Annotated in this window: 39 protein-coding genes; all 39 read left to right on the top strand. The window is 69.8% G+C overall.

All coding sequences use genetic code 11. The features are described from left to right. Positions 1-267: 267 nt before the first annotated feature. The 39 genes from rpsL to rpsI all read left to right on the top strand — a co-directional run bounded on the left by rpsL (position 268) and on the right by rpsI (position 25,592). Entirely contained in the window at positions 268-642 is a 375-nt protein-coding gene (gene rpsL, locus ACRYM6_RS10355) for a 30S ribosomal protein S12 (RefSeq protein ID WP_012084987.1), read from the top strand. A 1-nt stretch (position 643) separates the two neighbouring features. Next, a complete protein-coding gene (rpsG, locus tag ACRYM6_RS10350; protein ID WP_106209636.1) occupies positions 644-1,114 on the top strand; it encodes a 30S ribosomal protein S7 in 471 nt (156 codons plus the stop codon). A gap of 62 nt (positions 1,115-1,176) precedes the next feature. Continuing rightward, on the top strand, positions 1,177-3,279 hold the full coding sequence (gene fusA, locus ACRYM6_RS10345; RefSeq protein ID WP_432542779.1) for an elongation factor G: 2,103 nt from the start codon (positions 1,177-1,179) through the stop codon (positions 3,277-3,279). 152 nt (positions 3,280-3,431) lie between these two features. Further along, entirely contained in the window at positions 3,432-4,625 is a 1,194-nt protein-coding gene (gene tuf / locus ACRYM6_RS10340; RefSeq protein WP_432515166.1) for an elongation factor Tu, read from the top strand. A gap of 454 nt (positions 4,626-5,079) precedes the next feature. After that, positions 5,080-5,388, top strand: a complete 309-nt coding sequence (gene rpsJ / locus ACRYM6_RS10335) for a 30S ribosomal protein S10 (protein WP_012084982.1) — start codon at positions 5,080-5,082, stop codon at positions 5,386-5,388. 13 nt (positions 5,389-5,401) lie between these two features. After that, positions 5,402-6,061 carry a 50S ribosomal protein L3 gene (gene rplC, locus ACRYM6_RS10330; protein ID WP_432542778.1) on the top strand — a complete coding sequence of 220 codons (660 nt, stop codon included), beginning with the start codon at positions 5,402-5,404 and terminating at the stop codon, positions 6,059-6,061. A 1-nt stretch (position 6,062) separates the two neighbouring features. After that, positions 6,063-6,767 carry a 50S ribosomal protein L4 gene (gene rplD, locus ACRYM6_RS10325; protein ID WP_432542777.1) on the top strand — a complete coding sequence of 235 codons (705 nt, stop codon included), beginning with the start codon at positions 6,063-6,065 and terminating at the stop codon, positions 6,765-6,767. A 5-nt stretch (positions 6,768-6,772) separates the two neighbouring features. Further along, positions 6,773-7,075, top strand: coding sequence for a 50S ribosomal protein L23 (gene rplW / locus ACRYM6_RS10320; protein ID WP_179756392.1), 303 nt, complete (start codon positions 6,773-6,775; stop codon positions 7,073-7,075). A gap of 57 nt (positions 7,076-7,132) precedes the next feature. Beyond that, on the top strand, positions 7,133-7,969 hold the full coding sequence (rplB, locus tag ACRYM6_RS10315; protein WP_432515163.1) for a 50S ribosomal protein L2: 837 nt from the start codon (positions 7,133-7,135) through the stop codon (positions 7,967-7,969). A gap of 15 nt (positions 7,970-7,984) precedes the next feature. Beyond that, positions 7,985-8,266 (top strand): 30S ribosomal protein S19, encoded by a 282-nt coding sequence (gene rpsS / locus ACRYM6_RS10310; protein ID WP_432515162.1) that lies wholly within the window; start codon positions 7,985-7,987, stop codon positions 8,264-8,266. Between the two features lie 56 nt (positions 8,267-8,322). Further along, positions 8,323-8,703 (top strand): 50S ribosomal protein L22, encoded by a 381-nt coding sequence (gene rplV / locus ACRYM6_RS10305; protein WP_366172914.1) that lies wholly within the window; start codon positions 8,323-8,325, stop codon positions 8,701-8,703. Then, on the top strand, positions 8,703-9,545 hold the full coding sequence (rpsC, locus tag ACRYM6_RS10300) for a 30S ribosomal protein S3 (RefSeq protein ID WP_432542776.1): 843 nt from the start codon (positions 8,703-8,705) through the stop codon (positions 9,543-9,545). The genes rplV and rpsC overlap by 1 nt, the downstream gene beginning before the upstream one ends. A 3-nt stretch (positions 9,546-9,548) precedes the next feature. After that, positions 9,549-9,965 carry a 50S ribosomal protein L16 gene (gene rplP, locus ACRYM6_RS10295; RefSeq protein WP_179750729.1) on the top strand — a complete coding sequence of 139 codons (417 nt, stop codon included), beginning with the start codon at positions 9,549-9,551 and terminating at the stop codon, positions 9,963-9,965. Continuing rightward, positions 9,965-10,213 carry a 50S ribosomal protein L29 gene (gene rpmC / locus ACRYM6_RS10290; protein WP_432515171.1) on the top strand — a complete coding sequence of 83 codons (249 nt, stop codon included), beginning with the start codon at positions 9,965-9,967 and terminating at the stop codon, positions 10,211-10,213. The genes rplP and rpmC overlap by 1 nt, the downstream gene beginning before the upstream one ends. Continuing rightward, positions 10,210-10,494, top strand: coding sequence for a 30S ribosomal protein S17 (gene rpsQ / locus ACRYM6_RS10285; RefSeq protein WP_432515160.1), 285 nt, complete (start codon positions 10,210-10,212; stop codon positions 10,492-10,494). The genes rpmC and rpsQ overlap by 4 nt, the downstream gene beginning before the upstream one ends. 130 nt (positions 10,495-10,624) lie before the next feature. Further along, positions 10,625-10,993, top strand: a complete 369-nt coding sequence (gene rplN, locus ACRYM6_RS10280) for a 50S ribosomal protein L14 (protein WP_012084971.1) — start codon at positions 10,625-10,627, stop codon at positions 10,991-10,993. A 2-nt stretch (positions 10,994-10,995) separates the two neighbouring features. Continuing rightward, positions 10,996-11,367, top strand: a complete 372-nt coding sequence (gene rplX, locus ACRYM6_RS10275; protein WP_432515159.1) for a 50S ribosomal protein L24 — start codon at positions 10,996-10,998, stop codon at positions 11,365-11,367. Continuing rightward, complete coding sequence (gene rplE / locus ACRYM6_RS10270) at positions 11,367-11,936, top strand: 50S ribosomal protein L5 (protein WP_432515158.1); 570 nt, start codon at positions 11,367-11,369, stop codon at positions 11,934-11,936. Before rplX ends, rplE begins: the two co-directional genes overlap by 1 nt. A 2-nt stretch (positions 11,937-11,938) precedes the next feature. Further along, positions 11,939-12,124 (top strand): type Z 30S ribosomal protein S14, encoded by a 186-nt coding sequence (locus ACRYM6_RS10265; protein WP_432542775.1) that lies wholly within the window; start codon positions 11,939-11,941, stop codon positions 12,122-12,124. Positions 12,125-12,221: 97 nt separating this feature from the next. Next, positions 12,222-12,620, top strand: a complete 399-nt coding sequence (rpsH, locus tag ACRYM6_RS10260) for a 30S ribosomal protein S8 (RefSeq protein WP_432515155.1) — start codon at positions 12,222-12,224, stop codon at positions 12,618-12,620. A 13-nt stretch (positions 12,621-12,633) separates the two neighbouring features. Further along, positions 12,634-13,173: a 50S ribosomal protein L6 gene (rplF, locus tag ACRYM6_RS10255; protein WP_432542774.1), complete on the top strand. Its 540-nt coding sequence runs from the start codon at positions 12,634-12,636 to the stop codon at positions 13,171-13,173. Positions 13,174-13,175: 2 nt separating this feature from the next. Continuing rightward, entirely contained in the window at positions 13,176-13,553 is a 378-nt protein-coding gene (gene rplR / locus ACRYM6_RS10250; protein WP_432542785.1) for a 50S ribosomal protein L18, read from the top strand. Positions 13,554-13,584: 31 nt separating this feature from the next. Next, a complete protein-coding gene (gene rpsE / locus ACRYM6_RS10245; protein WP_432542773.1) occupies positions 13,585-14,244 on the top strand; it encodes a 30S ribosomal protein S5 in 660 nt (219 codons plus the stop codon). Next, entirely contained in the window at positions 14,244-14,426 is a 183-nt protein-coding gene (gene rpmD, locus ACRYM6_RS10240; protein ID WP_432542772.1) for a 50S ribosomal protein L30, read from the top strand. The genes rpsE and rpmD overlap by 1 nt, the downstream gene beginning before the upstream one ends. Further along, positions 14,426-14,884 (top strand): 50S ribosomal protein L15, encoded by a 459-nt coding sequence (gene rplO / locus ACRYM6_RS10235; protein ID WP_432542771.1) that lies wholly within the window; start codon positions 14,426-14,428, stop codon positions 14,882-14,884. Before rpmD ends, rplO begins: the two co-directional genes overlap by 1 nt. Positions 14,885-15,081: 197 nt before the next feature. Continuing rightward, the gene (gene secY, locus ACRYM6_RS10230; RefSeq protein ID WP_432542770.1) at positions 15,082-16,383 is read left to right on the top strand and encodes a preprotein translocase subunit SecY; all 1,302 of its coding nucleotides are present in this window, start codon (positions 15,082-15,084) and stop codon (positions 16,381-16,383) included. Beyond that, on the top strand, positions 16,380-16,955 hold the full coding sequence (locus ACRYM6_RS10225; RefSeq protein WP_432542769.1) for an adenylate kinase: 576 nt from the start codon (positions 16,380-16,382) through the stop codon (positions 16,953-16,955). Before secY ends, ACRYM6_RS10225 begins: the two co-directional genes overlap by 4 nt. 1 nt (position 16,956) lies before the next feature. Next, a complete protein-coding gene (gene map, locus ACRYM6_RS10220; RefSeq protein ID WP_432542767.1) occupies positions 16,957-17,769 on the top strand; it encodes a type I methionyl aminopeptidase in 813 nt (270 codons plus the stop codon). Positions 17,770-18,012: 243 nt separating this feature from the next. Then, positions 18,013-18,234, top strand: a complete 222-nt coding sequence (gene infA, locus ACRYM6_RS10215; protein ID WP_012084955.1) for a translation initiation factor IF-1 — start codon at positions 18,013-18,015, stop codon at positions 18,232-18,234. 61 nt (positions 18,235-18,295) lie between these two features. Next, positions 18,296-18,409 carry a 50S ribosomal protein L36 gene (gene rpmJ / locus ACRYM6_RS10210; protein WP_106209588.1) on the top strand — a complete coding sequence of 38 codons (114 nt, stop codon included), beginning with the start codon at positions 18,296-18,298 and terminating at the stop codon, positions 18,407-18,409. Positions 18,410-18,575: 166 nt separating this feature from the next. After that, positions 18,576-18,956 (top strand): 30S ribosomal protein S13, encoded by a 381-nt coding sequence (gene rpsM, locus ACRYM6_RS10205; RefSeq protein ID WP_432542766.1) that lies wholly within the window; start codon positions 18,576-18,578, stop codon positions 18,954-18,956. Between the two features lie 90 nt (positions 18,957-19,046). After that, on the top strand, positions 19,047-19,454 hold the full coding sequence (gene rpsK, locus ACRYM6_RS10200; RefSeq protein ID WP_432509958.1) for a 30S ribosomal protein S11: 408 nt from the start codon (positions 19,047-19,049) through the stop codon (positions 19,452-19,454). Between the two features lie 145 nt (positions 19,455-19,599). Then, the gene (locus tag ACRYM6_RS10195) at positions 19,600-20,613 is read left to right on the top strand and encodes a DNA-directed RNA polymerase subunit alpha (protein WP_367636854.1); all 1,014 of its coding nucleotides are present in this window, start codon (positions 19,600-19,602) and stop codon (positions 20,611-20,613) included. Positions 20,614-20,669: 56 nt separating this feature from the next. Continuing rightward, positions 20,670-21,260, top strand: a complete 591-nt coding sequence (rplQ, locus tag ACRYM6_RS10190) for a 50S ribosomal protein L17 (protein ID WP_432542765.1) — start codon at positions 20,670-20,672, stop codon at positions 21,258-21,260. Next, positions 21,257-22,150: a tRNA pseudouridine synthase A gene (locus tag ACRYM6_RS10185; RefSeq protein WP_432542784.1), complete on the top strand. Its 894-nt coding sequence runs from the start codon at positions 21,257-21,259 to the stop codon at positions 22,148-22,150. Before rplQ ends, ACRYM6_RS10185 begins: the two co-directional genes overlap by 4 nt. 69 nt (positions 22,151-22,219) lie before the next feature. Beyond that, the gene (locus ACRYM6_RS10180) at positions 22,220-22,720 is read left to right on the top strand and encodes a SixA phosphatase family protein (protein ID WP_432542763.1); all 501 of its coding nucleotides are present in this window, start codon (positions 22,220-22,222) and stop codon (positions 22,718-22,720) included. Between the two features lie 25 nt (positions 22,721-22,745). Beyond that, positions 22,746-24,443, top strand: coding sequence for an ABC-F family ATP-binding cassette domain-containing protein (locus ACRYM6_RS10175; protein ID WP_432542762.1), 1,698 nt, complete (start codon positions 22,746-22,748; stop codon positions 24,441-24,443). Positions 24,444-24,604: 161 nt separating this feature from the next. After that, on the top strand, positions 24,605-25,048 hold the full coding sequence (rplM, locus tag ACRYM6_RS10170) for a 50S ribosomal protein L13 (RefSeq protein WP_432542761.1): 444 nt from the start codon (positions 24,605-24,607) through the stop codon (positions 25,046-25,048). A 43-nt stretch (positions 25,049-25,091) separates the two neighbouring features. Next, positions 25,092-25,592, top strand: coding sequence for a 30S ribosomal protein S9 (gene rpsI / locus ACRYM6_RS10165; RefSeq protein WP_432509952.1), 501 nt, complete (start codon positions 25,092-25,094; stop codon positions 25,590-25,592). Positions 25,593-25,682: the final 90 nt, after the last annotated feature.

The raw sequence follows: 25,682 nt of genomic DNA, 5'->3' as shown, positions 1-25,682 counted from the left end.
CCCGCTCCCCCGGGGGAGCGGGACGGCCCCTCCGCGGGCCCGCGACCAGCGCGACGGGCTCGTTTTGACCACTCAACAGCGCGGCGGGTAGTCTCGTGTCCGCTTGACACGAGCGCGCCCGCAACCAGGTGACGGACGTCATCCCTGCGGGACCTCGACCGAACGACACGCCCGACCTCGTGGGTCGGCGGGGGTCGAGCGCCGGCCCATCAGGGTGGCGCGTTCCCAGGACAGCCGACACACAAGATCGAGACAGACGGAGACAGGGTGCCCACCATCCAGCAGCTGGTCCGCAAGGGCCGGGAGGACAAGGTCGTCAAGACCAAGACGCCCGCCCTCAAGGGCAGCCCGCAGCGCCGTGGCGTGTGCACGCGCGTGTACACCACGACGCCGAAGAAGCCGAACTCGGCGCTGCGCAAGGTCGCCCGCGTGAAGCTGACCAGCGGTATCGAGGTCACCGCCTACATCCCCGGTGTGGGTCACAACCTCCAGGAACACTCGATGGTCCTCGTCCGCGGTGGCCGCGTGAAGGACCTCCCGGGCGTCCGCTACAAGATCGTCCGCGGCTCGCTCGACACCCAGGGCGTCAAGAACCGCAAGCAGGCGCGCAGCCGCTACGGCGCGAAGAAGGAGAAGAGCTGACATGCCGCGCAAGGGCCCCGCACCCAAGCGTCCCCTCGTGGTGGACCCGGTCTACCAGTCCCCGCTGGTGACGCAGCTCGTCAACAAGATCCTCCTCGACGGCAAGAAGTCCGTCGCCGAGTCGATCGTCTACGGCGCCCTGGAGGGTGCCCGCGACAAGACCGGTGGCGACCCCGTCGTCGTGCTGAAGCGTGCGCTGGACAACGTCAAGCCCGCCATCGAGGTCAAGTCCCGTCGCGTCGGTGGGTCGACCTACCAGGTCCCCATCGAGGTGCGCCCGAGCCGTTCCACGACGCTGGCCCTGCGCTGGCTCGTCGGCTACGCCCGGCAGCGCCGCGAGAAGACCATGACCGAGCGTCTGCTCAACGAGATCCTCGACGCCTCGAACGGTCTCGGTGCCGCGGTCAAGCGCCGCGAGGACACCCACAAGATGGCCGAGTCGAACCGGGCCTTCGCGCACTACCGCTGGTGACCCCGGCGGTGGGCTCCGCTCGCCGTTCCACACCCTCGATCCCAGGGAAGAGGCAGTAAACCGTGGCACAGGACGTGCTGACGGACCTGACCAAGGTCCGCAACATCGGCATCATGGCTCACATCGACGCCGGCAAGACGACGACGACGGAGCGGATCCTCTTCTACACGGGGATCAACTACAAGATCGGCGAAGTCCACGACGGCGCGGCCACGATGGACTGGATGGAGCAGGAGCAGGAGCGGGGGATCACCATCACCTCCGCTGCGACCACCTGTTTCTGGGAGGGATCCCAGATCAACATCATCGACACGCCCGGCCACGTCGACTTCACGGTCGAGGTCGAGCGCTCCCTGCGCGTCCTCGACGGTGCGGTCGCCGTCTTCGACGGCAAGGAGGGTGTCGAGCCCCAGTCCGAGACGGTGTGGCGGCAGGCGGACAAGTACGACGTCCCGCGCATCTGCTTCGTCAACAAGATGGACAAGCTGGGCGCCGACTTCTACTTCACCGTCGGCACCATCATCGACCGCCTCGGTGCGGAACCGCTGGTGATGCAGCTGCCGATCGGCGCGGAGAGCGACTTCGTCGGCGTCATCGACCTGGTCTACATGCGCGCCCTCACCTGGCGCGGGGACACGGCCAAGGGCGAGGCGTACGAGAAGGAAGACATCCCGGCGGACCTCGTCGAGAAGGCCGAGGAGTACCGCACCAAGCTCCTCGAGCGCGTCGCCGAGACCGACGAGGCCCTGCTCGAGAAGTACCTGGGTGGTGAGGAGATCACCCCCGAGGAGATCAAGAAGGCCGTCCGCCAGCTGACGATCGCCAGCGAGGTCTACCCGATCTTCTGCGGCTCCGCGTTCAAGAACAAGGGCGTCCAGCCCATGCTCGACGCGGTGCTCGACTACCTGCCCTCGCCGCTCGACGTGAAGCCGATGATCGGTCACAAGGTCGGCGACGAGTCCGTCGAGATCATCCGCAAGCCCGACGCCGAGGAGCCGTTCTCGGCCCTGGCGTTCAAGGTCGCGGCGCACCCCTTCTTCGGGAAGCTGACCTACGTCCGCGTCTACTCGGGCGTCGTCTCCGCCGGCTCGCAGGTCGTGAACTCGACCAAGGGCAAGAAGGAGCGCATCGGGAAGCTCTTCCAGATGCACTCCAACAAGGAGAACCCGGTCGAGGAGGCTCGCGCGGGCCACATCTACGCGATGATCGGCCTCAAGGAGACGACGACGGGGGACACCCTGTCCGACCCGGCGCAGCAGGTCGTCCTCGAGTCGATGACCTTCCCCGAGCCCGTCATCTCGGTCGCCATCGAGCCGAAGACGAAGGGCGACCAGGAGAAGCTCGGCACGGCTATCCAGCGCCTCGCGGAAGAGGACCCGACCTTCCAGGTCGAGCTCGACCAGGAGACCGGCCAGACGATCATCAAGGGGATGGGCGAGCTCCACCTCGACATCCTCGTCGACCGCATGCGCCGCGAGTACAAGGTCGAGGCGAACGTCGGCAAGCCGCAGGTCGCCTACCGCGAGACCATCCGTCGCGCAGTCCTCAAGGAGGACTACGTGCACAAGAAGCAGACCGGTGGTTCGGGCCAGTACGCGAAGGTCCAGGTCTCCATCGAGCCCCTGGACACCGCGGACGGCACGTTCTACGAGTTCGTCAACGCCGTCACCGGCGGCCGTGTCCCGCGCGAGTACATCCCCTCCGTGGACAACGGCATCCAGGAGGCCATGCAGGAGGGTGTCGTCGCGGGCTACCCGCTCGTCGGCATCAAGGCCTCCCTCATCGACGGTGCGGCGCACGACGTCGACTCCTCCGAGATGGCCTTCAAGATCGCCGGCAAGATGGTCCTGCGCGAGGCGGTCCGCAAGGCGCAGCCCGTGCTGCTCGAGCCGGTCATGGCCGTCGAGGTGCGCACGCCGGCCGACTACATGGGTGAAGTCATCGGCGACCTGAACGCTCGCCGCGGGCAGATCGAGTCCATGGAGGACGTCAGCGGGGCCAAGCTCGTCAAGGCCGCCGTCCCGCTGTCGGAGATGTTCGGCTACGTCGGGGACCTGCGCTCCAAGACGCAGGGCCGCGCGGTCTACTCGATGCAGTTCTCCAGCTACGCGGAGGTTCCGCGGAACGTGGCGGACGAGATCGTCAAGAAGGTCCGCGGGGAGTGACCCTCTCCTGACGACCCGGGGGAGCGGTCCGCGAGGACCGTTCCCCCACAGCAGGACCCTGGACCACACCGCGTGGGCCAGTGACCAGCCAGGTCACCCACCCACCCGTTGAACCGGGTCGGGAAGAAACGACAGTCCGAGGAGGACCCCCAGTGGCGAAGGCGAAGTTCGAGCGGACCAAGCCGCACGTCAACATCGGCACGATCGGTCACATCGACCACGGGAAGACGACGCTGACCGCGGCGATCACCCGCGTGCTGCACGACAAGTTCCCGGAGCTGAACAAGGCTTCGGCGTTCGACCAGATCGACAAGGCCCCCGAAGAGCGTCAGCGCGGGATCACCATCTCGATCGCGCACGTCGAGTACCAGACCGAGGCGCGTCACTACGCCCACGTCGACTGCCCGGGCCACGCGGACTACATCAAGAACATGATCACGGGTGCGGCGCAGATGGACGGCGCCATCCTCGTGGTCGCGGCCACCGACGGCCCGATGCCGCAGACGAAGGAGCACGTCATCCTGGCCCGCCAGGTCGGCGTCCCCTACATCGTCGTCGCGCTGAACAAGGCCGACATGGTCGAGGACGAGGAGCTCCTCGAGCTCGTCGAGATGGAGGTGCGTGAGCTCCTCTCGTCCTACGAGTTCCCGGGCGACGACGTCCCCGTGGTCCGCGTCTCGGCGCTGAAGGCCCTCGAGGGCGACGCCGAGTGGGGCGACAAGCTCATGGAGCTCATGGACGCGGTCGACACCGCGATCCCCGAGCCCGAGCGCGCCGTCGACCAGCCGTTCCTGATGCCGATCGAGGACGTCTTCACGATCACCGGCCGCGGCACCGTCGTGACCGGCCGCATCGAGCGCGGTGTCCTGAACGTCAACCAGGAGGTCGAGATCGTCGGCATCAAGCCGACCTCCTCGAAGACCACCGTCACCAGCATCGAGATGTTCAACAAGATGCTGGACACCGGCCAGGCCGGCGACAACGCCGCCCTGCTGCTGCGTGGTCTCAAGCGTGACGACGTCGAGCGCGGCCAGGTCGTGACCAAGCCGAACTCGATCACCCCGCACACCGAGTTCGAGGGCCAGGCCTACATCCTGTCCAAGGACGAGGGTGGCCGTCACACGCCCTTCTACAACAACTACCGTCCGCAGTTCTACTTCCGGACGACCGACGTCACCGGCGTCGTCTCGCTGCCCGAGGGCACCGAGATGGTCATGCCCGGTGACAACACCGAGATGAAGGTCGACCTCATCCAGCCCATCGCGATGGAAGAGGGCCTGAAGTTCGCGATCCGTGAGGGTGGCCGCACCGTCGGCGCCGGTCGGGTCACGAAGATCATCAAGTGAGCTGAGCCGCTGCGGGAGTCGCCTCCCGCAGCGGATCGCTCGCCGGGGCGAAGGGGCGGGTCCTCCAGGACCCGCCCCTTCGTCGTGGGCGAGCCGTCCACCACCCAGGCACCGCTGCTCGATTCGCCAAGGAGCCCGTTCGTCTGGCAGACTATCGGGGTTGCTGTGCCGCTGACCCGCGCCTGGATCAAGATCCCATCCGATCCGGGGACCGGGCAGACCTCCGGCCGGCAGCCGCGAACGTCGAACGTCTCGTACGGGCGGCGGACGGTTCACCTGGACCTCCAGGGCAACCTGAACAGGACGACAGGACCACACCGGGCAACCGGGCGAGGGTGCAGTTCGTGCGAGAGCGCGACACGCCCGACCTCGGGGGTCGGAGCACCACACACGACGGGGCTCCGCGCCGCGCGCGAGTCAGTAGCGGTACGAAGAGAGAGAGTCAGACGACGCCATGGCGGGACAGAAGATCCGCATCAGGCTCAAGGCCTACGACCACGAGGTCATCGACAGCTCGGCGCGCAAGATCGTCGACACGGTGACCCGCACGGGCGCGTCGGTCGCAGGGCCCGTGCCGCTGCCGACCGAGAAGAACGTCTACTGCGTCATCCGCTCGCCGCACAAGTACAAGGACAGCCGCGAGCACTTCGAGATGCGGACGCACAAGCGTCTCATCGACATCATCGACCCGACGCCGAAGACCGTCGACTCGCTCATGCGTCTCGACCTCCCGGCCGGTGTCGACATCGAGATCAAGCTCTGAGGGACTGCACACGATGAGCGACAGGCAAGTGCGAGGTGTGCTCGGCACCAAGCTCGGCATGACCCAGCTGTGGGACGCGGACAACCGCGTCGTCCCGGTCACGGTCGTCAAGGTCGAGCCGAACGTCGTCACCCAGATCCGCACCACTACCACCGACGGCTACGAAGCCGTCCAGCTGGCCACCGAGGCCATCGCGCAGCGCAAGGCGAACAAGCCTGCCACCGGGCACTTCGAGAAGGCGGGCGTCGCTCCGCGTCGTCACCTCGTGGAGCTGCGCACGACGGACGCCGGCTCGTACGAGCTCGGCCAGGAGGTCACCGCCGAGGTCTTCGAGACCGGCACGACCGTCGACGTCGTCGGCACCACCAAGGGCAAGGGCTTCGCCGGTGTCATGAAGCGTCACGGCTTCGCCGGCGTCGGCGCCTCCCACGGTGCGCACCGCAACCACCGCAAGCCCGGGTCGATCGGTGGCTGCGCCACCCCGGGTCGCGTGTTCAAGGGCATGCGGATGGCCGGTCGCATGGGTGCGGCTCGCCAGACCACCCAGAACCTGACCGTGCAGGCGATCGACGCGGAGAAGGGGCTGCTGCTCATCACGGGCGCCATCCCCGGTCCCCGCGGCGGCCTCGTGCTCGTCAAGAGCGCGTCCAAGGCGCGCGTGAAGGAGGCCTGAGATGACCGAGACGACTCAGACCGCTGAGCCCATCACCGTCCCGCTGCGGACCGCCGACGGCGGCACCAACGGCACCGTCGAGCTGCCGGCGAAGGACTTCGCCCGCCAGGCGAACATCGCGCTGATCCACCAGGTGGTGACCGCCCAGCTCGCGGCGGCCCGCCAGGGCACCCACTCGACCAAGCGTCGTGGTGAGGTCCGCGGTGGCGGCAAGAAGCCGTACAAGCAGAAGGGCACCGGCCGCGCCCGCCAGGGTTCGCTGCGCGCCCCGCAGTTCACCGGTGGTGGCATCGTCCACGGCCCCAAGCCGCGCGACTACTCGCAGCGCACCCCCAAGAAGATGATCGCCGCCGCCCTGCGCGGTGCGCTCTCCGACCGGGTGCGTCACGACCGTCTGCACGTCGTCGAGGGGCTCGCCGTCGGCGAGGCCCCCTCCACCAAGACGGCGCGGACGCTCATCGCGACCCTGTCCGGCCGCAAGAACGTGCTGGTCGTCCTGACCCGCGACGACGAGGTGTCGCAGAAGTCCCTGCGCAACCTCGAGAACGTGCACGTGCTGCCGGCTGACCAGCTGAACACCTACGACGTCCTGAAGAGCGACGACGTCGTCTTCACCCGCGCGGCCCTCGACTCCTTCGTCGCCGGTCCGCCGAAGGGTCGCAGCGCGACCGCGGTGGCGGCGGAATCCGAAGGGAGCACCCTGTGAGCGCGATCGGCGGCACCCAGAAGGACCCGCGCGACATCCTGCTCGCGCCGGTCGTCTCCGAGAAGAGCTACGGGCTCATCGACGAGGGCAAGTACACGTTCCTGGTGGACCCGCGGGCCAACAAGACCGAGATCAAGATCGCGGTCGAGAAGGTCTTCGGCGTCAAGGTCTCCGCGGTCAACACCGCGAACCGTCAGGGCAAGAGCCGGCGCACCAAGTTCGGTACTGGTAAGCGCAAGGACACCAAGCGGGCCATCGTGACGTTGCGCGAGGGCACGATCGACATCTTCGGCGGCTCGGTCGCCTGAGCCCGGTAGGGCTCGCACGACTGCCGTAGACACCTTCGAACCCGAGGAAACGCTGCAATGGGAATCCGCAAGTACAAGCCGACGACGCCGGGCCGCCGTGGCTCGTCCGTCGCCGACTTCGTCGAGATCACGCGGAGCGAGCCGGAGAAGTCGCTCGTCCGCCCGCTGTCCAAGACCGGTGGCCGCAACTCGTCCGGTCGGATCACCACCCGCCACATCGGTGGTGGGCACAAGCGCGCCTACCGCGTGATCGACTTCCGTCGTCACGACAAGGACGGCGTCGCGGCCAAGGTCGCTCACATCGAGTACGACCCCAACCGCACCGCGCGCATCGCGCTGCTGCACTACGTGGACGGCGAGAAGCGCTACATCATCGCCCCCGCGAAGCTGAAGCAGGGTGACCGGATCGAGAACGGCCCCGAGGCCGACATCAAGCCCGGCAACAACCTGCCGCTGCGCAACATCCCCGTGGGTACGGTCATCCACGCCATCGAGATCCGTCCCGGTGGCGGCGCGAAGATCGCCCGCTCCGCCGGCGCGAGCGTCCAGCTCGTCGCCCGCGAGGGCCGTTTCGCCCAGCTGCGCATGCCGTCCGGCGAGATCCGGAACGTCGACGTCCGCTGCCGCGCCACCATCGGCGAGGTCGGCAACGCCGAGCAGTCCAACATCAACTGGGGCAAGGCCGGCCGCATGCGCTGGAAGGGCAAGCGCCCGACCGTCCGCGGTGTCGCCATGAACCCGATCGACCACCCGCACGGTGGTGGTGAGGGGAAGACGTCCGGTGGTCGTCACCCCGTCAGCCCCTGGGGCAAGCCTGAAGGCCGTACGCGGCGTCCGGGCAAGGAGAGCGACAAGCTCATCGTCCGTCGCCGCCGCACCGGCAAGAAGCGCTGATAGGGAGCTAAGGCCATGCCTCGCAGCTTGAAGAAGGGCCCGTTCGTCGACGACCACCTCCAGAAGAAGGTGGACGCGCAGAACGAGGCCGGAACGCACAACGTCATCAAGACGTGGTCCCGCCGTTCGGTCATCACCCCGGACTTCCTGGGTCACACGTTCGCGGTGCACGACGGCCGCAAGCACGTCCCCGTCTTCGTCACCGAGTCGATGGTGGGGCACAAGCTCGGCGAGTTCGCTGCCACGCGGACGTTCAAGGGCCACGAGAAGGACGACCGCAAGGGTCGTCGTCGCTGAGCCACCGGCTCCAGCGGCACCACCTTTCGAGACCGAAACCAGGAAGCAGGACAGGGATGGAAGCCAAGGCGCAGACGCGGCACCTCCGCGTCACGCCCCAGAAGGCGCGCCGAGTCGTCGACCTCGTCCGGGGCAAGCAGGCCACCGAAGCCGTCGCCGTGCTGTCGTTCGCCCCGCAGGCGGCGGCCGAGCCGGTGCGCAAGCTCGTCGAGAGCGCCATCGCGAATGCGAAGTTCCTCGCGGACAAGCACTCTGAGGCGTTCGACCCGAACGAGTACGTCGTGAAGGCGATCCACGTCGACGAGGGTCCGACCATGAAGCGTTTCCGTCCGCGGGCCCAGGGCCGCGCCGGACGCATCCTGAAGCGCACCAGCCACATCACCGTGGTCGTGGCCCCCGCCGTCGCCGGCGCCAAGAAGACGAGGAGGACCCGCTGATGGGACAGAAGGTCAACCCGTTCGGGTTCCGACTGGGCATCACCACCGACCACCGCAGCCGGTGGTTCGCCGACTCCACCAAGACCGGTCAGCGCTACGCCGACTACGTCAAGGAGGACGTCGCGATCCGCCGCCTCATGTCCAAGGGCATGGAGCGCGCGGGCATCTCGAAGGTCGAGATCGAGCGCACCCGCGACCGCGTGCGCGTCGACATCCACACCGCCCGGCCGGGCATCGTCATCGGCCGTCGCGGCGCGGAGGCCGACCGCATCCGCGGTGAGCTCGAGAAGCTCACGGGCAAGCAGGTCCAGCTGAACATCCTCGAGGTCAAGAGCCCCGAGACCGACGCCCAGCTGGTCGCCCAGGGCATCGCCGAGCAGCTCGCGAGCCGCGTCTCCTTCCGCCGCGCCATGCGCAAGGGGATGCAGACGACGATGCGCTCGGGCGCCAAGGGCATCCGCGTCGCGTGCGCCGGCCGCCTCGGCGGTGCGGAGATGTCGCGCTCGGAGTTCTACCGCGAGGGTCGCGTTCCGCTGCACACGCTGCGCGCGAACATCGACTACGGCTTCTACGAGGCCCGCACCACCTTCGGCCGCATCGGCGTGAAGGTGTGGATCTACCACGGCGACGTCACCAGCCGTGAGCTCGCCCAGTCGCAGGCCGCCGCTCCGCGCGCCCCGCGTCGTGGTGAGCGTCCCGACCGCGGCGAGGGCCGCGGCCGTCGTCGTCCGACGCAGGAGAGCGCACCCGTGGCCGAGGCCGCGGCTCCCGGCGCTGCTCCGACCGGTACCGCTGCTGCGCAGCCGGTCACCGGCAAGGGTTCCAACGGAACGGAGGCCTGAGTCGTGCTGATCCCGCGGCGAGTCAAGCACCGCAAGCAGCACCACCCCACGCGGCGTGGCGCTGCCTCCGGCGGCACCCGGGTCACCTTCGGTGAGTACGGGATCCAGGCGGTGGAGGGCGGCTACGTCACCAACCGCCAGATCGAGTCCGCTCGTATCGCCATCACCCGCCACATCCGTCGTGGCGGCAAGGTCTGGATCAACATCTACCCGGACCGTCCGCTGACGAAGAAGCCGGCCGAGACCCGCATGGGTTCCGGCAAGGGTTCGCCGGAGTGGTGGATCGCGAACATCAAGCCCGGTCGCGTGATGTTCGAGCTGTCGTTCCCGACCGAGAAGGTGGCGCACGAGGCTCTGACCCGTGCGATCCACAAGCTCCCGGTCAAGTGCAAGATCGTGCGTCGTGAGGGTGGTGAATGATGGCGATCGGGACCAAGGGCCTGAGCGCTGACGAGCTCCGCGAGTTCGACGACACGAAGCTTGTCGAGGAGCTGAAGAAGGCGAAGGAAGAGCTGTTCAACTTGCGCTTCCAGTCCGCCACCGGCCAGCTGGAGAACAACTCCCGGCTGAAGGCGGTCAAGCGGGACATCGCCCGCATCTACACGACGATGCGCGAGCGCGAGCTCGGCATCACCGAGGCGCCGATCACGAAGGAGGCTGCGAAGTGAGCGAGCAGGACACCGCTGCGACCACGACCGAGCGCGGCTACCGCAAGACGCGTCGCGGTTACGTCGTCAGCGACAAGATGCAGAAGACCGTCGTCGTCGAGGTCGAGGACCGCGTGAAGCACCCGCTCTACGCCAAGGTCATCCGCCGCACGACCAAGGTCAAGGCGCACGACGAGGTGGAGACGGCGAACGTGGGCGACCTCGTCCTCATCGCCGAGACCCGGCCGCTGTCTGCGACCAAGCGTTGGCGCGTCGTCGAGGTCCTCGAACGCGCGAAGTGACGCGCGCGCTCTCGGGCGCGTTCGACCGAGGGTGGGCCACAGGTGCGGCCCACCCCCAGATTCCATGTCCGTTCGGCCAGGCTCGCCCCCTCGCGGGTGGTCGAGAACCGGCGCGACGAAGGAGTAGAGAGTGATCCAGCAGGAGTCGCGGCTCAAGGTCGCCGACAACACGGGTGCCAAGGAGATCTTGTGCATCCGCGTGCTCGGTGGCTCCGGCCGCCGCTACGCCGGCATCGGTGACGTGATCGTGGCCACGGTCAAGGACGCCATCCCCGGTGGGAACGTCAAGAAGGGCGATGTGGTCAAGGCCGTCATCGTCCGCACCAAGAAGGAGCGTCGGCGCGCCGACGGTTCCTACATCCGCTTCGACGAGAACGCCGCGGTGATCCTCCGCGCAGACGGCGACCCGCGCGGTACCCGCATCTTCGGGCCCGTCGGCCGTGAACTGCGCGAGAAGAAGTTCATGCGGATCATCTCGCTGGCTCCGGAGGTGCTCTGACCATGGGGAAGTTGCGCATCAAGAAGGGTGACCTGGTCCAGGTCATCACCCGCGTGCGCGGGCGCAAGAACGAGGACGGCACCAAGACGTCCGACCTCGGCAAGCAGGGCAAGGTCCTCGAGGTCAACGCCGAGACCCAGCGGGTCCTGGTCGAGGGCGTGAACCGCATCAAGCGGCACACCAAGGCCCGTCCCGGTGTGGAGGGCGGCATCGTCGAGCGCGAGGCCCCGATCCACATCAGCAACGTGCAGCTCGTCGACCCGGAGACCAAGAAGCCGACCCGCGTCGGCATCCGCGAGGAGAAGGTCGAGCGCGACGGTCGCACCAAGACCAACCGCATCCGCGTCGCCAAGCGTTCCGGCAAGGACATCTGATGACCACCACCACTGAAGCGCCCGCCCTGCCTCGTCTGAAGCAGCGCTACCGCGAAGAGATCAAGGGTCAGCTGCACACGCAGTTCTCCTACCCGAACGTCATGCAGATCCCCGGCCTGGTCAAGGTCGTCGTGAACATGGGTGTCGGCGAGGCTGCTCGTGACTCCAAGCTGATCGACGGCGCGGTCCGCGACCTGACGGCCATCACCGGCCAGAAGCCGCAGATCACCAAGGCCCGCAAGTCCATCGCGCAGTTCAAGCTGCGCGAGGGCATGCCGATCGGTTGCCACACCACCCTGCGTGGGGACCGCATGTGGGAGTTCCTGGACCGTCTGCTGTCGCTCGCGCTCCCGCGCATCCGCGACTTCCGCGGTCTGTCGCCGAAGCAGTTCGACGGCAACGGCAACTACACCTTCGGTCTCAACGAGCAGTCGATGTTCCACGAGATCGACCAGGACAAGATCGACCGCGTCCGCGGGATGGACATCACGGTCGTGACGACGGCGAAGACCGACGACGAAGGCCGTGCGCTGCTGCGTGCTCTGGGCTTCCCGTTCAAGGAGAACTGACCGTGGCGAAGACCGCACTGATCCACAAGGCCGCGCGCAAGCCCAAGTTCAAGGTGCGCGCCTACACCCGCTGCCAGCGTTGCGGTCGCCCGCACGCCGTGTACCGCAAGTTCGGCCTGTGCCGCATCTGCGTGCGCGAGATGGCTCACGCCGGCGAGCTGCCCGGTGTGACCAAGTCCAGCTGGTGACCTCTTCTTCCTTCACGACCCTGATCACTGAGACGCCGAAGGTCCGCGCCACCGAACGTGGTGCGGAAACCGCGGCGAGGAAGGGCGGACGAGCCCGATGACGATGACCGACCCCATCGCGGACATGTTGACGCGACTGCGGAACGCCAACTCGGCGTACCACGACGTGGTGCAGATGCCGTACAGCAAGCTCAAGTCGCACATCGCCGAGATCCTCCAGGCCGAGGGCTACATCGCCTCCTGGACGGTCGAGGACGCCGAGGTGGGCAAGAAGCTGACGCTGAACCTGAAGTTCGGCCCCAACCGTGAGCGTGCGATCGCCGGCCTGCGCCGCGTGAGCAAGCCGGGTCTGCGGGTCTACGCGAAGTCGACGAACCTGCCCCGCGTGCTGGGCGGCCTGGGCGTGGCGATCCTGTCCACGTCCTCCGGCCTCCTGACCGACAAGCAGGCCAACAAGAAGGGCGTGGGTGGGGAAGTCCTCGCCTACGTCTGGTGAGGGAGGAGAACTCATGTCGCGCATCGGCCGACTCCCGATCACCGTCCCCTCGGGTGTGGACGTGACCATCGACGGCGCAGCCGTCACGGTCAAGGGCCCCAAGGGCGAGCTGAACCACACCGTCGCTTCGCCCATCGCGGTGGAGCGCTCCGAGGACGGCACCCTCCAGGTGACCCGTCCCGACGACGAGCGCACCTCGCGCTCGCTGCACGGCCTGACCCGCACCCTGATCTCGAACATGGTCGAGGGTGTGACCAAGGGCTACGAGAAGAAGCTCGAGATCGTCGGCACGGGGTACCGCGTCACGGCGAAGGGCTCCGACCTCGAGTTCGCGCTCGGCTTCAGCCACCCGGTCGTCGTCAAGGCGCCGGCGGGCATCACCTTCGCGGTGGAGAACAACACCCGGTTCTCCGTGGCGGGGATCGACAAGCAGCAGGTCGGCGAGGTCGCCGCGAACATCCGCAAGCTCCGCAAGCCCGACCCGTACAAGGGCAAGGGCGTGCGCTACGCCGGCGAGCAGATCCGCCGCAAGGTCGGAAAGGCTGGTAAGTGACCATGGGACTCTCCACCCAGAAGACCCAGAAGGGCACTGCGCCGGCGCGCAAGCGTCGTCACACCCGCGTGCGCAAGAAGGTCGTCGGCACCGCTGTGCGTCCTCGTCTCGTGGTCACGCGGTCCACGCGCCACGTGTTCGTCCAGGTCATCGACGACGCCGCGGGTCACACCCTGGCGTCGGCCTCGACCATGGAGGCGGACCTGCGCGCGAGCAGCGACGACAAGTCCGCCAAGGCGAAGGCCGTGGGCGTGCTCGTCGGCGAACGCGCCAAGGCTGCCGGTGTCGAGGCCGTGGTCTTCGACCGCGGCGGCAACCGCTACGCCGGCCGTGTCGCGGCGATCGCCGACGGCGCTCGTGAGGCGGGGCTGGCCCTGTGACCTACGAAGTCGATGAGATGAGGAACGTCTGATGCCTGGACCCCAGCGCCGAGGCGCCGGTGCGGCCGGCGGCGGCGACAACCGCGGCGGCGGCGACAACCGCGGTGACAACCGCGGCCGCGGCGGCCGCGACGGCGGCCGCGACAACCGTGGACGTGGTGACGCGGGCGACCGCAGCAACTTCGTCGAGCGCGTCGTGACCATCAACCGCGTGGCCAAGGTCGTCAAGGGCGGCCGCCGCTTCAGCTTCACGGCCCTCGTGGTCGTGGGCGACGGCGACGGCACCGTCGGTGTCGGCTACGGCAAGGCCAAGGAGGTGCCCGCGGCGATCGCCAAGGGCGTCGAGGAGGCCAAGAAGAACTTCTTCCGCGTCCCCAAGATCCAGGGCACCATCCCGCACCCCGTGCAGGGTGAGAAGGCGGCCGGCGTGGTCATGCTGCGCCCGGCCTCCCCGGGTACCGGCGTCATCGCCGGTGGCCCGGTCCGCGCGGTCCTCGAGTGCGCGGGCATCCACGACGTCCTGTCGAAGTCCCTCGGCAGCGACAACGCGATCAACATCGTGCACGCGACGATCGAGGCCCTGCGCGGCCTGGAGCGTCCCGAGCAGGTCGCGGCGCGTCGTGGTCTGCCGGTCGAGCACGTCGCCCCGGTCGCGCTGCTGCGCGCCCAGGCCGCGGGGGTGACCGCCTGATGGCTCGCCTGAAGATCACGCAGACCAAGTCCGGCATCGGCGGCAAGCAGAACCAGCGCGACACGCTCCGCAGCCTCGGGCTCCACAAGATCGGGCAGTCGGTCGTCAAGGACGACAAGCCCGAGTTCCGTGGCATGGCCAACACCGTCGCGCACCTCGTGAAGGTTGAGGAGGTCGACTGATGGCGAACCAGGGCGAACACGTTCTGAAGCTGCACCACCTGCGCCCGGCTCCGGGCTCGAACACCGCCAAGACGCGCGTCGGCCGCGGTGAGGGCAGCAAGGGCAAGACCGCCGGTCGCGGCACCAAGGGCTCCAAGGCCCGCTACCAGGTGCCCGAGGCCTTCGAGGGCGGCCAGATGCCCCTGCACATGCGCCTGCCGAAGCTGCGCGGGTTCACCAACCCGTTCCGCGTCGAGTTCCAGGTCGTCAACCTCGACAAGCTCGCGACCCTCTTCCCCGAGGGCGGCACCGTGGGTGTCGACGAGCTCGTCGCCAAGGGCGCGGTCCGCAGGGGCCAGCCCGTCAAGGTGCTCGGCACCGGTGAGATCACCGTGGCCCTGCAGGTGACGGCCGACAAGTTCTCGGCCTCGGCGGCCGAGAAGATCGCGGCTGCGGGCGGGACCACCACCGTTCGCTGACGCGAGCACAGCACTGCCCACGCGGCGGTAGCGGCGAGTGATCGCCTGCTACCGCCGCGTGCGCGTTTGCAGGGAGGTAGGGTCTACCCGGACGGCGTGGGCCTCGGCTCGAGGACCCTCCGTCCGGCCCAACCGTCCGACCCGTCAGTGACAACCCGTCTCCTCCTCGACAGGGGAGCGCGGTGCAGGAGGTCGTAGTGCTCACCGCAATCGGTCGCGCCTTCCGGACGCCCGACCTGCGCCGCAAGCTGCTGTTCACGATCGGGATCATCGTCCTGGTCCGACTCGGCTCGTTCGTGCCGGCCCCGGGGGTCTCGTACTCCGCCGTCCAGCAGTGCATCGACCAGGCCCAGACCGGGAACGACCTGCTCGGCCTGGCGAACCTCTTCTCCGGCGGCGCGCTGCTCCAGCTCAGCATCTTCGCGCTCGGGATCATGCCGTACATCACCGCGAGCATCATCGTGCAGCTGCTCACGGTCGTGATCCCCCGCTTCGAGGAGCTGAAGAAGGAGGGGCAGCAGGGCACCAGCAAGCTCACGCAGTACACGCGGTACCTGACGATCGGCCTGGCGATCCTCCAGTCCACGACCTACGTCACGATCGCGCGGGAGCCCTCGCGGCTGTTCGGGACCTCGTGCAACGCGCAGGTCCTGCCCGACCAGAGCGTGCCGACCATCCTGCTGATGGTCCTGACCATGACCGCCGGGACCGGCCTGATCATGTGGATGGGGGAGCTCGTCACCGAGCGCGGCGTCGGGAACGGCATGTCCCTGCTGATCTTCGCCCAGATCGCCGCGACCTTCCCCACGTCGCTGCTGGCCATCGGCCGCGAGCGCGGCTGGCTGACCTTCGCGGGGGTCATCGCGGTCGGTCTGGTGGTCGTGGCGGCCGTCGTCGCGGTCGAGCAGTCCCAGCGCCGGGTGCCGGTGCAGTACGCCAAACGGATGATCGGCCGGCGCATGTACGGGGGCACCTCCACGTACATCCCGCTCAAGGTCAACATGGCGGGCGTCATCCCGGTGATCTTCGCCTCGTCGCTGCTCTACCTGCCGGCGCTGGTGGCCCAGTTCAACGACCCGAACGAGGCCTGGGTCGCCTGGATCACGGACCACTTCACCAAGGGTGACCACCCTCTGTACATGGCCGTGTACTTCCTGCTCATCATCTTCTTCGCGTACTTCTACGTCGCGATCACGTTCAACCCGGACGAGGTCGCCGAGAACATGCGCAAGTACGGCGGCTTCATCCCCGGCGTGCGCGCCGGACGGCCCACCGCCGAGTACCTGGACTACATCCTCACCCGCATCACCCTGCCAGGATCGCTGTACCTGGGGCTCATCTCGCTGCTTCCCCTCATCGCGTTCGTGCTCTTCAATGCCAACACGAACTTCCCCTTCGGGGGCACGTCGATCCTGATCATCGTCGGGGTCGGGCTCGAGACGGTGAAGCAGATCGAGTCCCAGCTCCAGCAGCGAAACTACGAAGGGTTCTTGCGATGACTCGTCTCGTCCTCCTCGGTCCGCCCGGTGCGGGCAAGGGCACCCAGGCCAAGCTCCTGTCGTCCCGCCTCGGTGTCCCCGCCATCTCCACCGGCGACATCTTCCGCGCCAACGTGGCGGAGGAGACCGAGCTGGGCAAGACGGTCAAGGAGTACCTCGACGCCGGGCGGTACGTGCCGGACACCGTGACCAACGCGATGGTCCGCGACCGCCTGCAGCAGGCCGACGCCGTCGACGGCTTCATCCTCGACGGCTACCCGCGCACCGTCGACCAGGTCCGCGAGCTGGACGACATGCTCCGCGAGAGCGGCGCCAAGCTCGAGCACGTGCTGGAGATCACGGCCGACACCGAGGAGCTGGTGCGCCGGCTGACCCGCCGCGCCCTCGAGCAGGGCCGCTCGGACGACACCGAGGACGTCGTCCGCACCCGTCAGCACGTCTACGCCGAGCAGACGGCCCCGCTCGTGGAGGTCTACTCCGAGCGCGGCCTGCTGCGGTCGGTGGACGGCCTGGGGGAGATCTCGTCGGTCACCGAGCGCCTCGTGACGGCCCTCGGCCTGCCCCCCGCCTGACGTGTTCGGGCGGGAGAGGGTCGAGTACAAGACGCCGGACCAGGTCCGGGCGATGCGCCGGGCCGGGCTGCTGACCCACGCGGCCCTGGAGAGCGTCCGGGCGGCGCTGCGCCCCGGTGTGCGGCTGGACGAGCTGGACGCCATCGGCGCGGAGGTCATCCGCGCGGGGGGCGGCACGTCGAACTTCCTCGGCTACCACGGGTACCCGAAGACGTTCTGCATCTCCGTCAACGAGGTCGTCGTCCACGGCATCCCGGGGGACCGGGTGCTGGAGGAGGGCGACGTCGTCTCGGTCGACGGCGGCTGCGTCGTCGACGGCTGGCACGGCGACTCGGCTTTCACGCAGATCGTGGGGGAGCCGCGGGACGCCGGGGACGTCGAGCTCGTCGAGGTGACCCGCAGGGCCCTGTGGGCCGGCATCGCCGCGCTGGACGCCCGCGGGCGCGTGGGCGACGTCGGCGCGGCCGTCGAGGACGCCGTGGACGGCCGGCTGGGCATCGTGGACGGGTACACCGGCCACGGCATCGGCCGGGCCATGCACATGGCCCCCGAGGTGCTGAACTACCGCGTCCGCGAGAAGGGCCCCAAGGTCAAGCCGGGCCTGGTGCTGGCCGTCGAGCCGATGTGCACCCGCGGCGGGATCGAGACCGACGTGCTGGCCGACGAGTGGACCGTCGTGACCTCCGACGGGACGCGCGCGGCCCACTGGGAGCACACCGTGGCCGTCCTCGACGAGGGCCTGTGGGTGCTCACGGCCCCGGACGGGGGAGCCGCCGAGCTCGCCGCGTTCGGCGTGAGCGTCCCCTCCGAGTAGGTCGCCGCCCGCCGCCCGGCCGGCGCCGCACCCGCCCCCGGGTGGTCGGGGAGGCCCGGTGCGCGGCGCGGCGGGCGCGTCTTCGGTTGCGCCGCAACCCACCCGGCGGGCATGATCGCCCGATTTCGCCCACGGCGCGCCGTCGCGTAAGCTTGACCATCGGTCTGCCATGCCTCCCGTCGGGTCTTCCGGCGGTGGGCGATCGGGCAGGCCTCAACCGACACTTGATGAAAAGCGGAGGACATGCCGAAGAAGGACGGCGTCATCGAGATCGAAGGCACCGTGATCGAAGCCCTGCCGAACGCGATGTTCCGCGTCGAGCTGAGCAACGGCCACAAGGTGCTCGCCCACATCTCCGGGAAGATGCGTCAGCACTACATCCGCATCCTCCCCGAGGACCGGGTCGTGGTCGAGCTCAGCCCCTACGACCTGTCCCGCGGGCGCATCGTCTACCGCTACAAGTGACCACCCACTGGCCGCCGGCCCGCCCCGAGACCGGGGCGGGTTCTGCACGACCGGAGACACGATGAAGGTCAAGCCGAGCGTCAAGAAGATCTGCGACAAGTGCAAGGTGATCCGCCGTCACGGGCGAGTCATGATCATCTGCGACAACCTGCGCCACAAGCAGCGCCAGGGCTGACGCAGCACGCACCGCGGCTTCGCCACTGCTCCAGCACGGAAGCAGCACCCACAGCAGGACCCGCCAGCACCGCTGGTGACACCCCCGGTCGGAGGCCGGGGACCCGCTCGAGACGGCGGGACAGGCCCTGCTCCAGACCTCCGCGACAGAAGAGGGACCATCCCGCATGGCACGTCTCGTCGGCGTCGACCTCCCCCGCGAGAAGCGGCTGGAGATCGCGCTCACGTACATCTACGGCGTCGGTCGCACGCGCGCCCAGGAAACCCTGGCCGCGACGGGTGTGAACCCGGACCTGCGCGTCCGCGACCTCTCGGACGACGACCTGGTCGCGCTCCGCGACCACATCGAGGGCAACTACCGCGTCGAGGGTGACCTCCGCCGCGAGGTGGCCGCCGACATCCGCCGCAAGGTCGAGATCGGCACCTACCAGGGTCTGCGGCACCGCCGCGGGCTGCCCGTCCGCGGTCAGCGCACGAAGACCAACGCGCGCACCCGCAAGGGCCCCAAGCGCACCGTGGCCGGCAAGAAGAAGGCCGGTCGCAAGTAAGCAGTGCGCGGTCCGCCTGCGGGCCGCCTCGCGAACCCACCGGTTCGCCCTCGAAGCCACTCGTCGCAGTCCACCAGGAGTCCGGAGAGCATGCCTCCCAAGAGCCGTCAGGCCACGGCGACGCGCAAGCCGCGTCGCAAGGAGAAGAAGAACGTCGCGCACGGCCACGCGCACATCAAGTCGACGTTCAACAACACGATCGTCTCGATCACCGACCCGACGGGCGCGGTCATCGCGTGGGCGTCGGCCGGTCAGGTCGGGTTCAAGGGGTCCCGCAAGTCGACCCCGTTCGCCGCGCAGATGGCCGCCGAGGCGGCCGCCCGCCGTGCGCAGGAGCACGGCATGCGCAAGGTCGACGTCTTCGTCAAGGGTCCCGGCTCCGGCCGCGAGACCGCGATCCGCTCCCTCCAGGCCACCGGCCTCGAGGTCGGCGCGATCCAGGACGTCTCGCCCAGCCCGCACAACGGCTGCCGTCCGCCCAAGCGTCGGCGCGTCTGACTCGGGAGCGGTCCCGGGGCCCCCGGGTCCCGGGACCGACCTGATCGGAAACCCAGTTCTCTGATCGAGCCAGACCCCGTCGGTGGACCGATGCCGACGGGCGTGCGGGGCGTCATATGGCGGACGCCCGCGGGAAGGAACCTCCGTGCTGATCGCACAGCGCCCCACCCTCACCGAGGACGTCGTCGACGAGTACCGCTCGCGCTTCGTCATCGAGCCCCTCGAGCCCGGCTTCGGGTACACCCTCGGCAACTCGCTGCGCCGGACCCTGCTGTCGTCCATCCCGGGCGCGGCGGTGACCAGCCTGCGGATCGACGGCGTGCTGCACGAGTTCACGTCCGTGCCGGGGGTGAAGGAGGACGTCACCGAGATCGTCCTCAACGTCAAGAACCTCGTCGTCTCCTCCGAGCACGACGAACCCGTCGTGATGTACCTGCGCAAGCAGGGCCCGGGCGCGGTCACCGCGGCCGACATCGCCCCGCCCGCGGGGGTCGAGGTCCACAACCCCGACCTGCACATCGCGACGCTCAACGGCAAGGGCAAGCTCGAGCTGGAGCTGACGGTCGAGCGCGGCCGCGGCTACGTCTCGGCGGCGCAGAACAAGTCCGGTGAGCAGGAGATCGGCCGCATCCCGGTCGACTCGATCTACTCCCCGGTCCTGAAGGTGACGTACAAGGTCGAGGCGACCCGCGTCGAGCAGCGGACGGACTTCGACCGCCTCGTCGTGGACGTGGAGACCAAGCACGCCATCAGCCCCCGCGACGCCGTCGCCTCGGCCGGCAAGACCCTGGTCGAGCTCTTCGGCCTGGCGCGCGAGCTCAACGTCGAGGCCGAGGGCATCGACATGGGTCCCTCGCCGACCGACGCCGCGCTGGCGGCCGACCTGGCGCTCGAGATCGAGGCGCTGGACCTCACGGTCCGCTCCTACAACTGCCTCAAGCGCGAGGGCATCCACACCGTCGGCGAACTGGTCTCGCGCAGCGAGGCCGACCTGCTCGACATCCGCAACTTCGGGCAGAAGTCCATCGACGAGGTCAAGGCCAAGCTGGTCGGCATGGGCCTGCACCTCAAGGACTCCCCGCCCGGGTTCGACCCGAGCGCCGTCGTCAACGACTTCGAGGACGACGACCAGTCGTTCGCCGAGGACGAGCAGCTCTGACCGTCCGCAGCTTCGCGCGCTGACCAGGCGCGGGGCAACACCGAGGAGACACAACAATGCCCACCCCCACCAAGGGTCCGCGGCTCGGCGGCGGGCCGGCCCACGAGAAGCTCATCCTCGCCAACCTGGCGACTGCGCTCTTCGAACACCGCAGCATCACCACCACCGAGGCCAAGGCGAAGCGGCTGCGCCCGCACGCCGAGCGCCTCATCACCTTCGCCAAGAAGGGTGACCTGGCGGCCCGCCGCGAGGTCATGAAGACGGTGCGCGACAAGTCCGTCGTGCACTTCCTCTTCACCGAGATCGCCCCGGCGATGGCCGAGCGCAACGGTGGCTACACGCGCATCGTGAAGATCGGTCCCCGCAAGGGCGACAACGCCCCCATGGCCGTGATCCAGCTCGTCATGGAGCCGGTCAGCGCCAAGCAGGGCGTCGTCCGCGAGGCCGAGCAGGCCGCCGCCGCGACCGCGCCGGCCGAGGAGGCCCCCGCGGCCGAGGCGACCCCGGGGACCACCGAGGTCGAGGCCGGCAGCGTCGCGCAGCCGGACACCCTGCCCGAGGGCGACGCCCCGGCGACCGCCGACGAGGGCACCGAGGTCGACGCCGCCGAGGCCGACCCCTCGGACGAGAAGAAGGACCAGGCCTGAGCGCCTCCCGTCCCAGCGTCGAGCCCGTCCTCCCCGGTCCCGGGGAGGGCGGGCTCGTTCGCGTTCGCCTGGACCTCGGCTACGACGGGACGCGCTTCGCGGGCTGGGCCGAGCAGCCGGGGCTGCGCACGGTGCAGGGGGAGCTGACCGCCGCGCTCGGCCGGGTGCTGCGGCTGGACCCCGCCCCCCGGCTCACGGTGGCCGGCCGCACCGACGCGGGTGTGCACGCCAGCGGCCAGGTGGCCCACGTCGACGTCCCGCGGGCCGCCTGGGAGGCCGTGCCGGGCCGGTCGGGCTCCGTGCCGGGGGCGGCCCTCGTCCGGCGCCTGGCGGGCGTCCTGCCGCCGGACGTGCGGGTCCACCGGGCCGCGCCCGCCCCCGCCGGCTTCGACGCGCGCTTCGGGGCCCTGCGGCGCCGCTACGCCTACCGCGTCTGCGACGACCCCGCCGGGGTCCCGCCGCTGCGCCGCTTCGACGTGCTGCACCACCGCCGGCCGCTGGACGCGGCGGCCATGGACCTCGCCGCCCGCGGCCTCGTCGGGCTGCGCGAGTTCGCGGCCTACTGCAAGCCGCGGGAGGGGGCCAGCACGGTCCGCACGCTGCTGGCGTACTCGTGGTCGCGCACCGGCGACGGCCTGCTGGTGGCCGACGTGCAGGCCGACGCCTTCTGCCACTCCATGGTGCGGGCGCTGGTGGGCGCGGTGCTGGCCGTGGGGGACGGGCGGCGCGACGTCGACTGGCCCCGGCTGGTGCAGGACCGGGCGCGGCGCGACCCCGCGGTGGCCGTCGTCGGCCCGCAGGGCCTGACGCTGGAGGAGGTCGTCTACCCCGCCGACGCCGACCTCGCCGCGCGGGCCGCGCAGTCGCGCGCCGTGCGCACGCTGCCCTGACCCGATCGGGCGCGGCGGGCGAGGGGGCGGTTGGCCGGGCGGCCCCGGTGTGGGGCAGGCTAGGCCAACGTGCCCACGCTCGTCGTCGTCCGCCACGCGAAGGCCGATTCGCCGCTCGGACTGCAGGACATCGCCCGCCCCCTCGCCGACCGCGGCCGGGCCGACGCCGTCGAGGCCGGCCGCTGGCTGCGCCGGCACGTCGGCCGGTGCGACCTGCTGCTGAGCTCCCCCTCGCGCCGCACCGAGGAGACCACCGCCCGGCTGCTGGACGGCTGGGGGGTCGCCCCCGTCGTCGTCGACGAGGAGCGGCTGTACGAGGCCACCCTCGGGGACCTGCTGCGCATCGTCCGCGGGCTGGACACCGAGACCGCCGACGCCACGGTCGTCCTCGTCGCCCACAACCCGGGCGTCAGCGCGCTGGTCGAGGCCCTCACGGGCGAGGTGACGCAGCTGCGCACGGCCGGCATCGCCGTCCTGGACGTCGCGGGGGAGTGGGCCGACGTCGACTCCACCAGCTGCTCGGTGCGCCTGACGCACACCGCCCGCGCGGAAACCGGCAGCGAGCTCTGACGGTTCCGCGGCAGACTGCTCCACCGTGGCTGGATCTGCGAGTGGACACGTCGACGTCTCCGGGCTGAGCCACGAGCTCCCCGACGGGCGTCCCCTGCTGGACCACATCGCCTTCCGGGTGGCCGACGGCTCCACGACGGCGCTCATCGGCCCCAACGGGACGGGCAAGACGACGCTGCTGCGGCTCATCGCCGGCGACGAGCCCGTCCAGGCCGGCTCGATCGCCCGCAGCGGCGGGCTGGGCGTCATGCGGCAGTTCGTGGGGTCGGTGCGCGACGGGACGTCGGTGGCCGAGCTGCTCGTCCACGTCGCCCCCGCGCCGCTGCGCGCCGCCTTCGCGGCCGTCGAGGCGACCGAGGCCGCGATGGTCGAGGACGGGACCGAGAAGTCGCAGATGCGCTACGCGCAGGCCCTGGCCGACTTCGGCGACGCCGGCGGCTACGAGCAGGAGGTCGTCTGGGACGAGTGCACCCTGGCGGCCCTGGGGGTCCCGTTCGACCGGTGCCGCAACCGGCTGGTGCGCACCCTGTCGGGCGGGGAGCAGAAGCGGCTGGTGCTGGAGGCGCTGCTGCGCGGTCCCGAGGGCGTGCTGCTGCTGGACGAGCCGGACAACTACCTCGACGTGCCCGGCAAGCGCTGGCTGGAGGAGCAGCTGCGGGCGACGTCGAAGTCGGTGCTGCTGGTCAGCCACGACCGCGAGCTGCTCGCGGCGGCGGCCGACCGCGTCGTCACCCTCGAGCCGGGGGCGCTGGGGGCCGTGGCGTGGACGCACGGCGGCTCCTTCGCCGAGTACGGCGCCGCCCGGCAGGCCCGCGGGGAGCGCCTGGAGGAGCTGCGCCGGCGCTGGGACGAGGAGCGCGTGAAGCTGCGCACGCTGGTGGTGACGCTGCGGGAGAAGTCGAAGTTCAACGACGGCATGGCCTCGCGGTACGCCGCGGCCCAGACCCGGCTGGCGAAGTTCGAGGAGGCCGGCCCGCCGCAGGCCCCGCCGGCCGCGCAGGACGTGCGGATGCGCCTGCGCGGCGGGCGCACCGGCAAGCGGGCGGTGGTCGTGGAGGGGCTGGAGCTGTCGGGGCTGATGAAGCCCTTCGACGCCGAGCTGTGGCTGGGCGACCGGGTGGCGGTGCTGGGGTCCAACGGCTCGGGCAAGTCGCACTTCCTGCGCCTGCTCGCCGCCGGCGGGTCCGACCCCGACGCCGAGCACCTGCCCGTCGACGAGCACGTCCCGGCGCCGGTGGAGCACCGCGGGTCGGTGCGCCTGGGGGCGCGGGTGCGGCCGGGCTGGTTCGCCCAGACGCACGAGCAGCCGGCCCTGGTGGGGCGGACGCTGCTGGACGTGCTGCACCGCGGGAACTCCCACCGCGACGGCCTGGACCGGGAGGCCGCGGGCCGCGCGCTGGACCGGTACGGGCTGGCGGAGGCGGCCGAGCAGCTGTTCGAGCACCTGTCCGGCGGTCAGCAGGCGCGGCTGCAGATCCTGCTGCTGGAGCTGTCCGGGGCGACGCTGCTGCTGCTGGACGAGCCGACCGACAACCTCGACCTGCACTCGGCCGAGGCCCTGGAGCGGGCGCTGGCGGCCTTCGAGGGGACGGTGGTGGCGGTGACGCACGACCGCTGGTTCGCCCGCGGCTTCGACCGGTTCCTGCTGTTCGGGGAGGACGGCCGCGTCGTGGAGACGCCCGAGCCCGTGTGGGACGTCGCGCGCGTGGAGCGGGTGCGCTGAGCGGCGGCCACCCGCCGTTTTGACCCACCCGGCGAACGGCAGGTAACGTCATGGGTCGTTGTGCCCACGCAGTACCTGCCGTCAGGTTCGGGATCTTCCCGGCGCCGGAGGATTCGAGCGCGGGCCCAGTCCGCAATCGTCCGAGGAGATGGGTAACCCCCGTGCGCACGTTCACCCCCAAGCCGGGCGACATCGACCGCCGTTGGCTCGTCATCGACGCGGAGGACGTCGTCCTGGGCCGTCTGGCCGTCCAGGCCGCGACCCTGCTCCGCGGCAAGCACAAGGCGACGTTCGCCCCGCACGTCGACGGTGGCGACTACGTCATCATCGTCAACGCCGCGAAGGTGGCCCTGACCGGCTCCAAGCGCGAGCAGAAGGTCGCCTACCGCCACTCCGGCTACCCGGGCGGCCTGAAGGCCACCAGCTACGTCGAGCTGCTCGACAAGAACCCGGAGAAGGCCGTCGAGAAGGCCATCCGCGGCATGATCCCCAAGAACTCCCTCGGCCGTCAGGTCCTGAGCAAGCTCAAGGTCTACGCCGGCCCGGAGCACCCGCACGCGGCGCAGCAGCCCGTGCCCTTCACGATCACCCAGGTCGCGCAGTGAGCCGCGGCACCAACACGGCCAACTGAGCGGAGCGAGGAGCATCGTGAGCGAGTACACGACCGAAGACGTCGTCGAGGACATCACCGAGACCGACGAGTTCGACGGGTCCTACACGTCGGAATCGTCCGCCCCGGCCACCGGCGGCAACAGCATCATCGCCCCCGGCGGGGCCACCGGCCGCCGCAAGGAGGCCGTCGCCCGCGTGCGCATCGTCCCCGGCACCGGCCAGTGGAAGATCAACGGCCGCGAGCTGGACGACTACTTCCCGAACAAGGTGCACCAGCAGCTCGTCAACGAGCCGTTCCGCGTCACCGCACTCGAGGGGTCGTTCGACGTCATCGCCCGCATCCACGGCGGTGGCTCCTCCGGCCAGGCCGGCGCCCTGCGCCTCGGCGTGGCGCGTGCGCTGAACGCCGTCGACCTCGAGGCGAACCGCCCGGCCCTGAAGAAGGCCGGCTTCCTGACCCGCGACCCGCGCGTCATCGAGCGCAAGAAGGCCGGTCTGAAGAAGGCCCGCAAGGCGCCGCAGTTCAGCAAGCGCTGATCCAGCGCCTGTCAGCGAGTACCGTCACGACGGCCCCGGGAGTCTCCCGGGGCCGTCGTGTCGTCTGGGGCCGGGACCGGCCGAGTGGGG

Source organism: Kineococcus rugosus (assembly GCF_050871975.1).
Lineage (GTDB): Bacteria > Actinomycetota > Actinomycetes > Actinomycetales > Kineococcaceae > Kineococcus.
The sequence above is the reverse complement of the archived record's forward strand: the minus strand, read 5'-3'. Positions and strand labels throughout refer to the sequence as shown.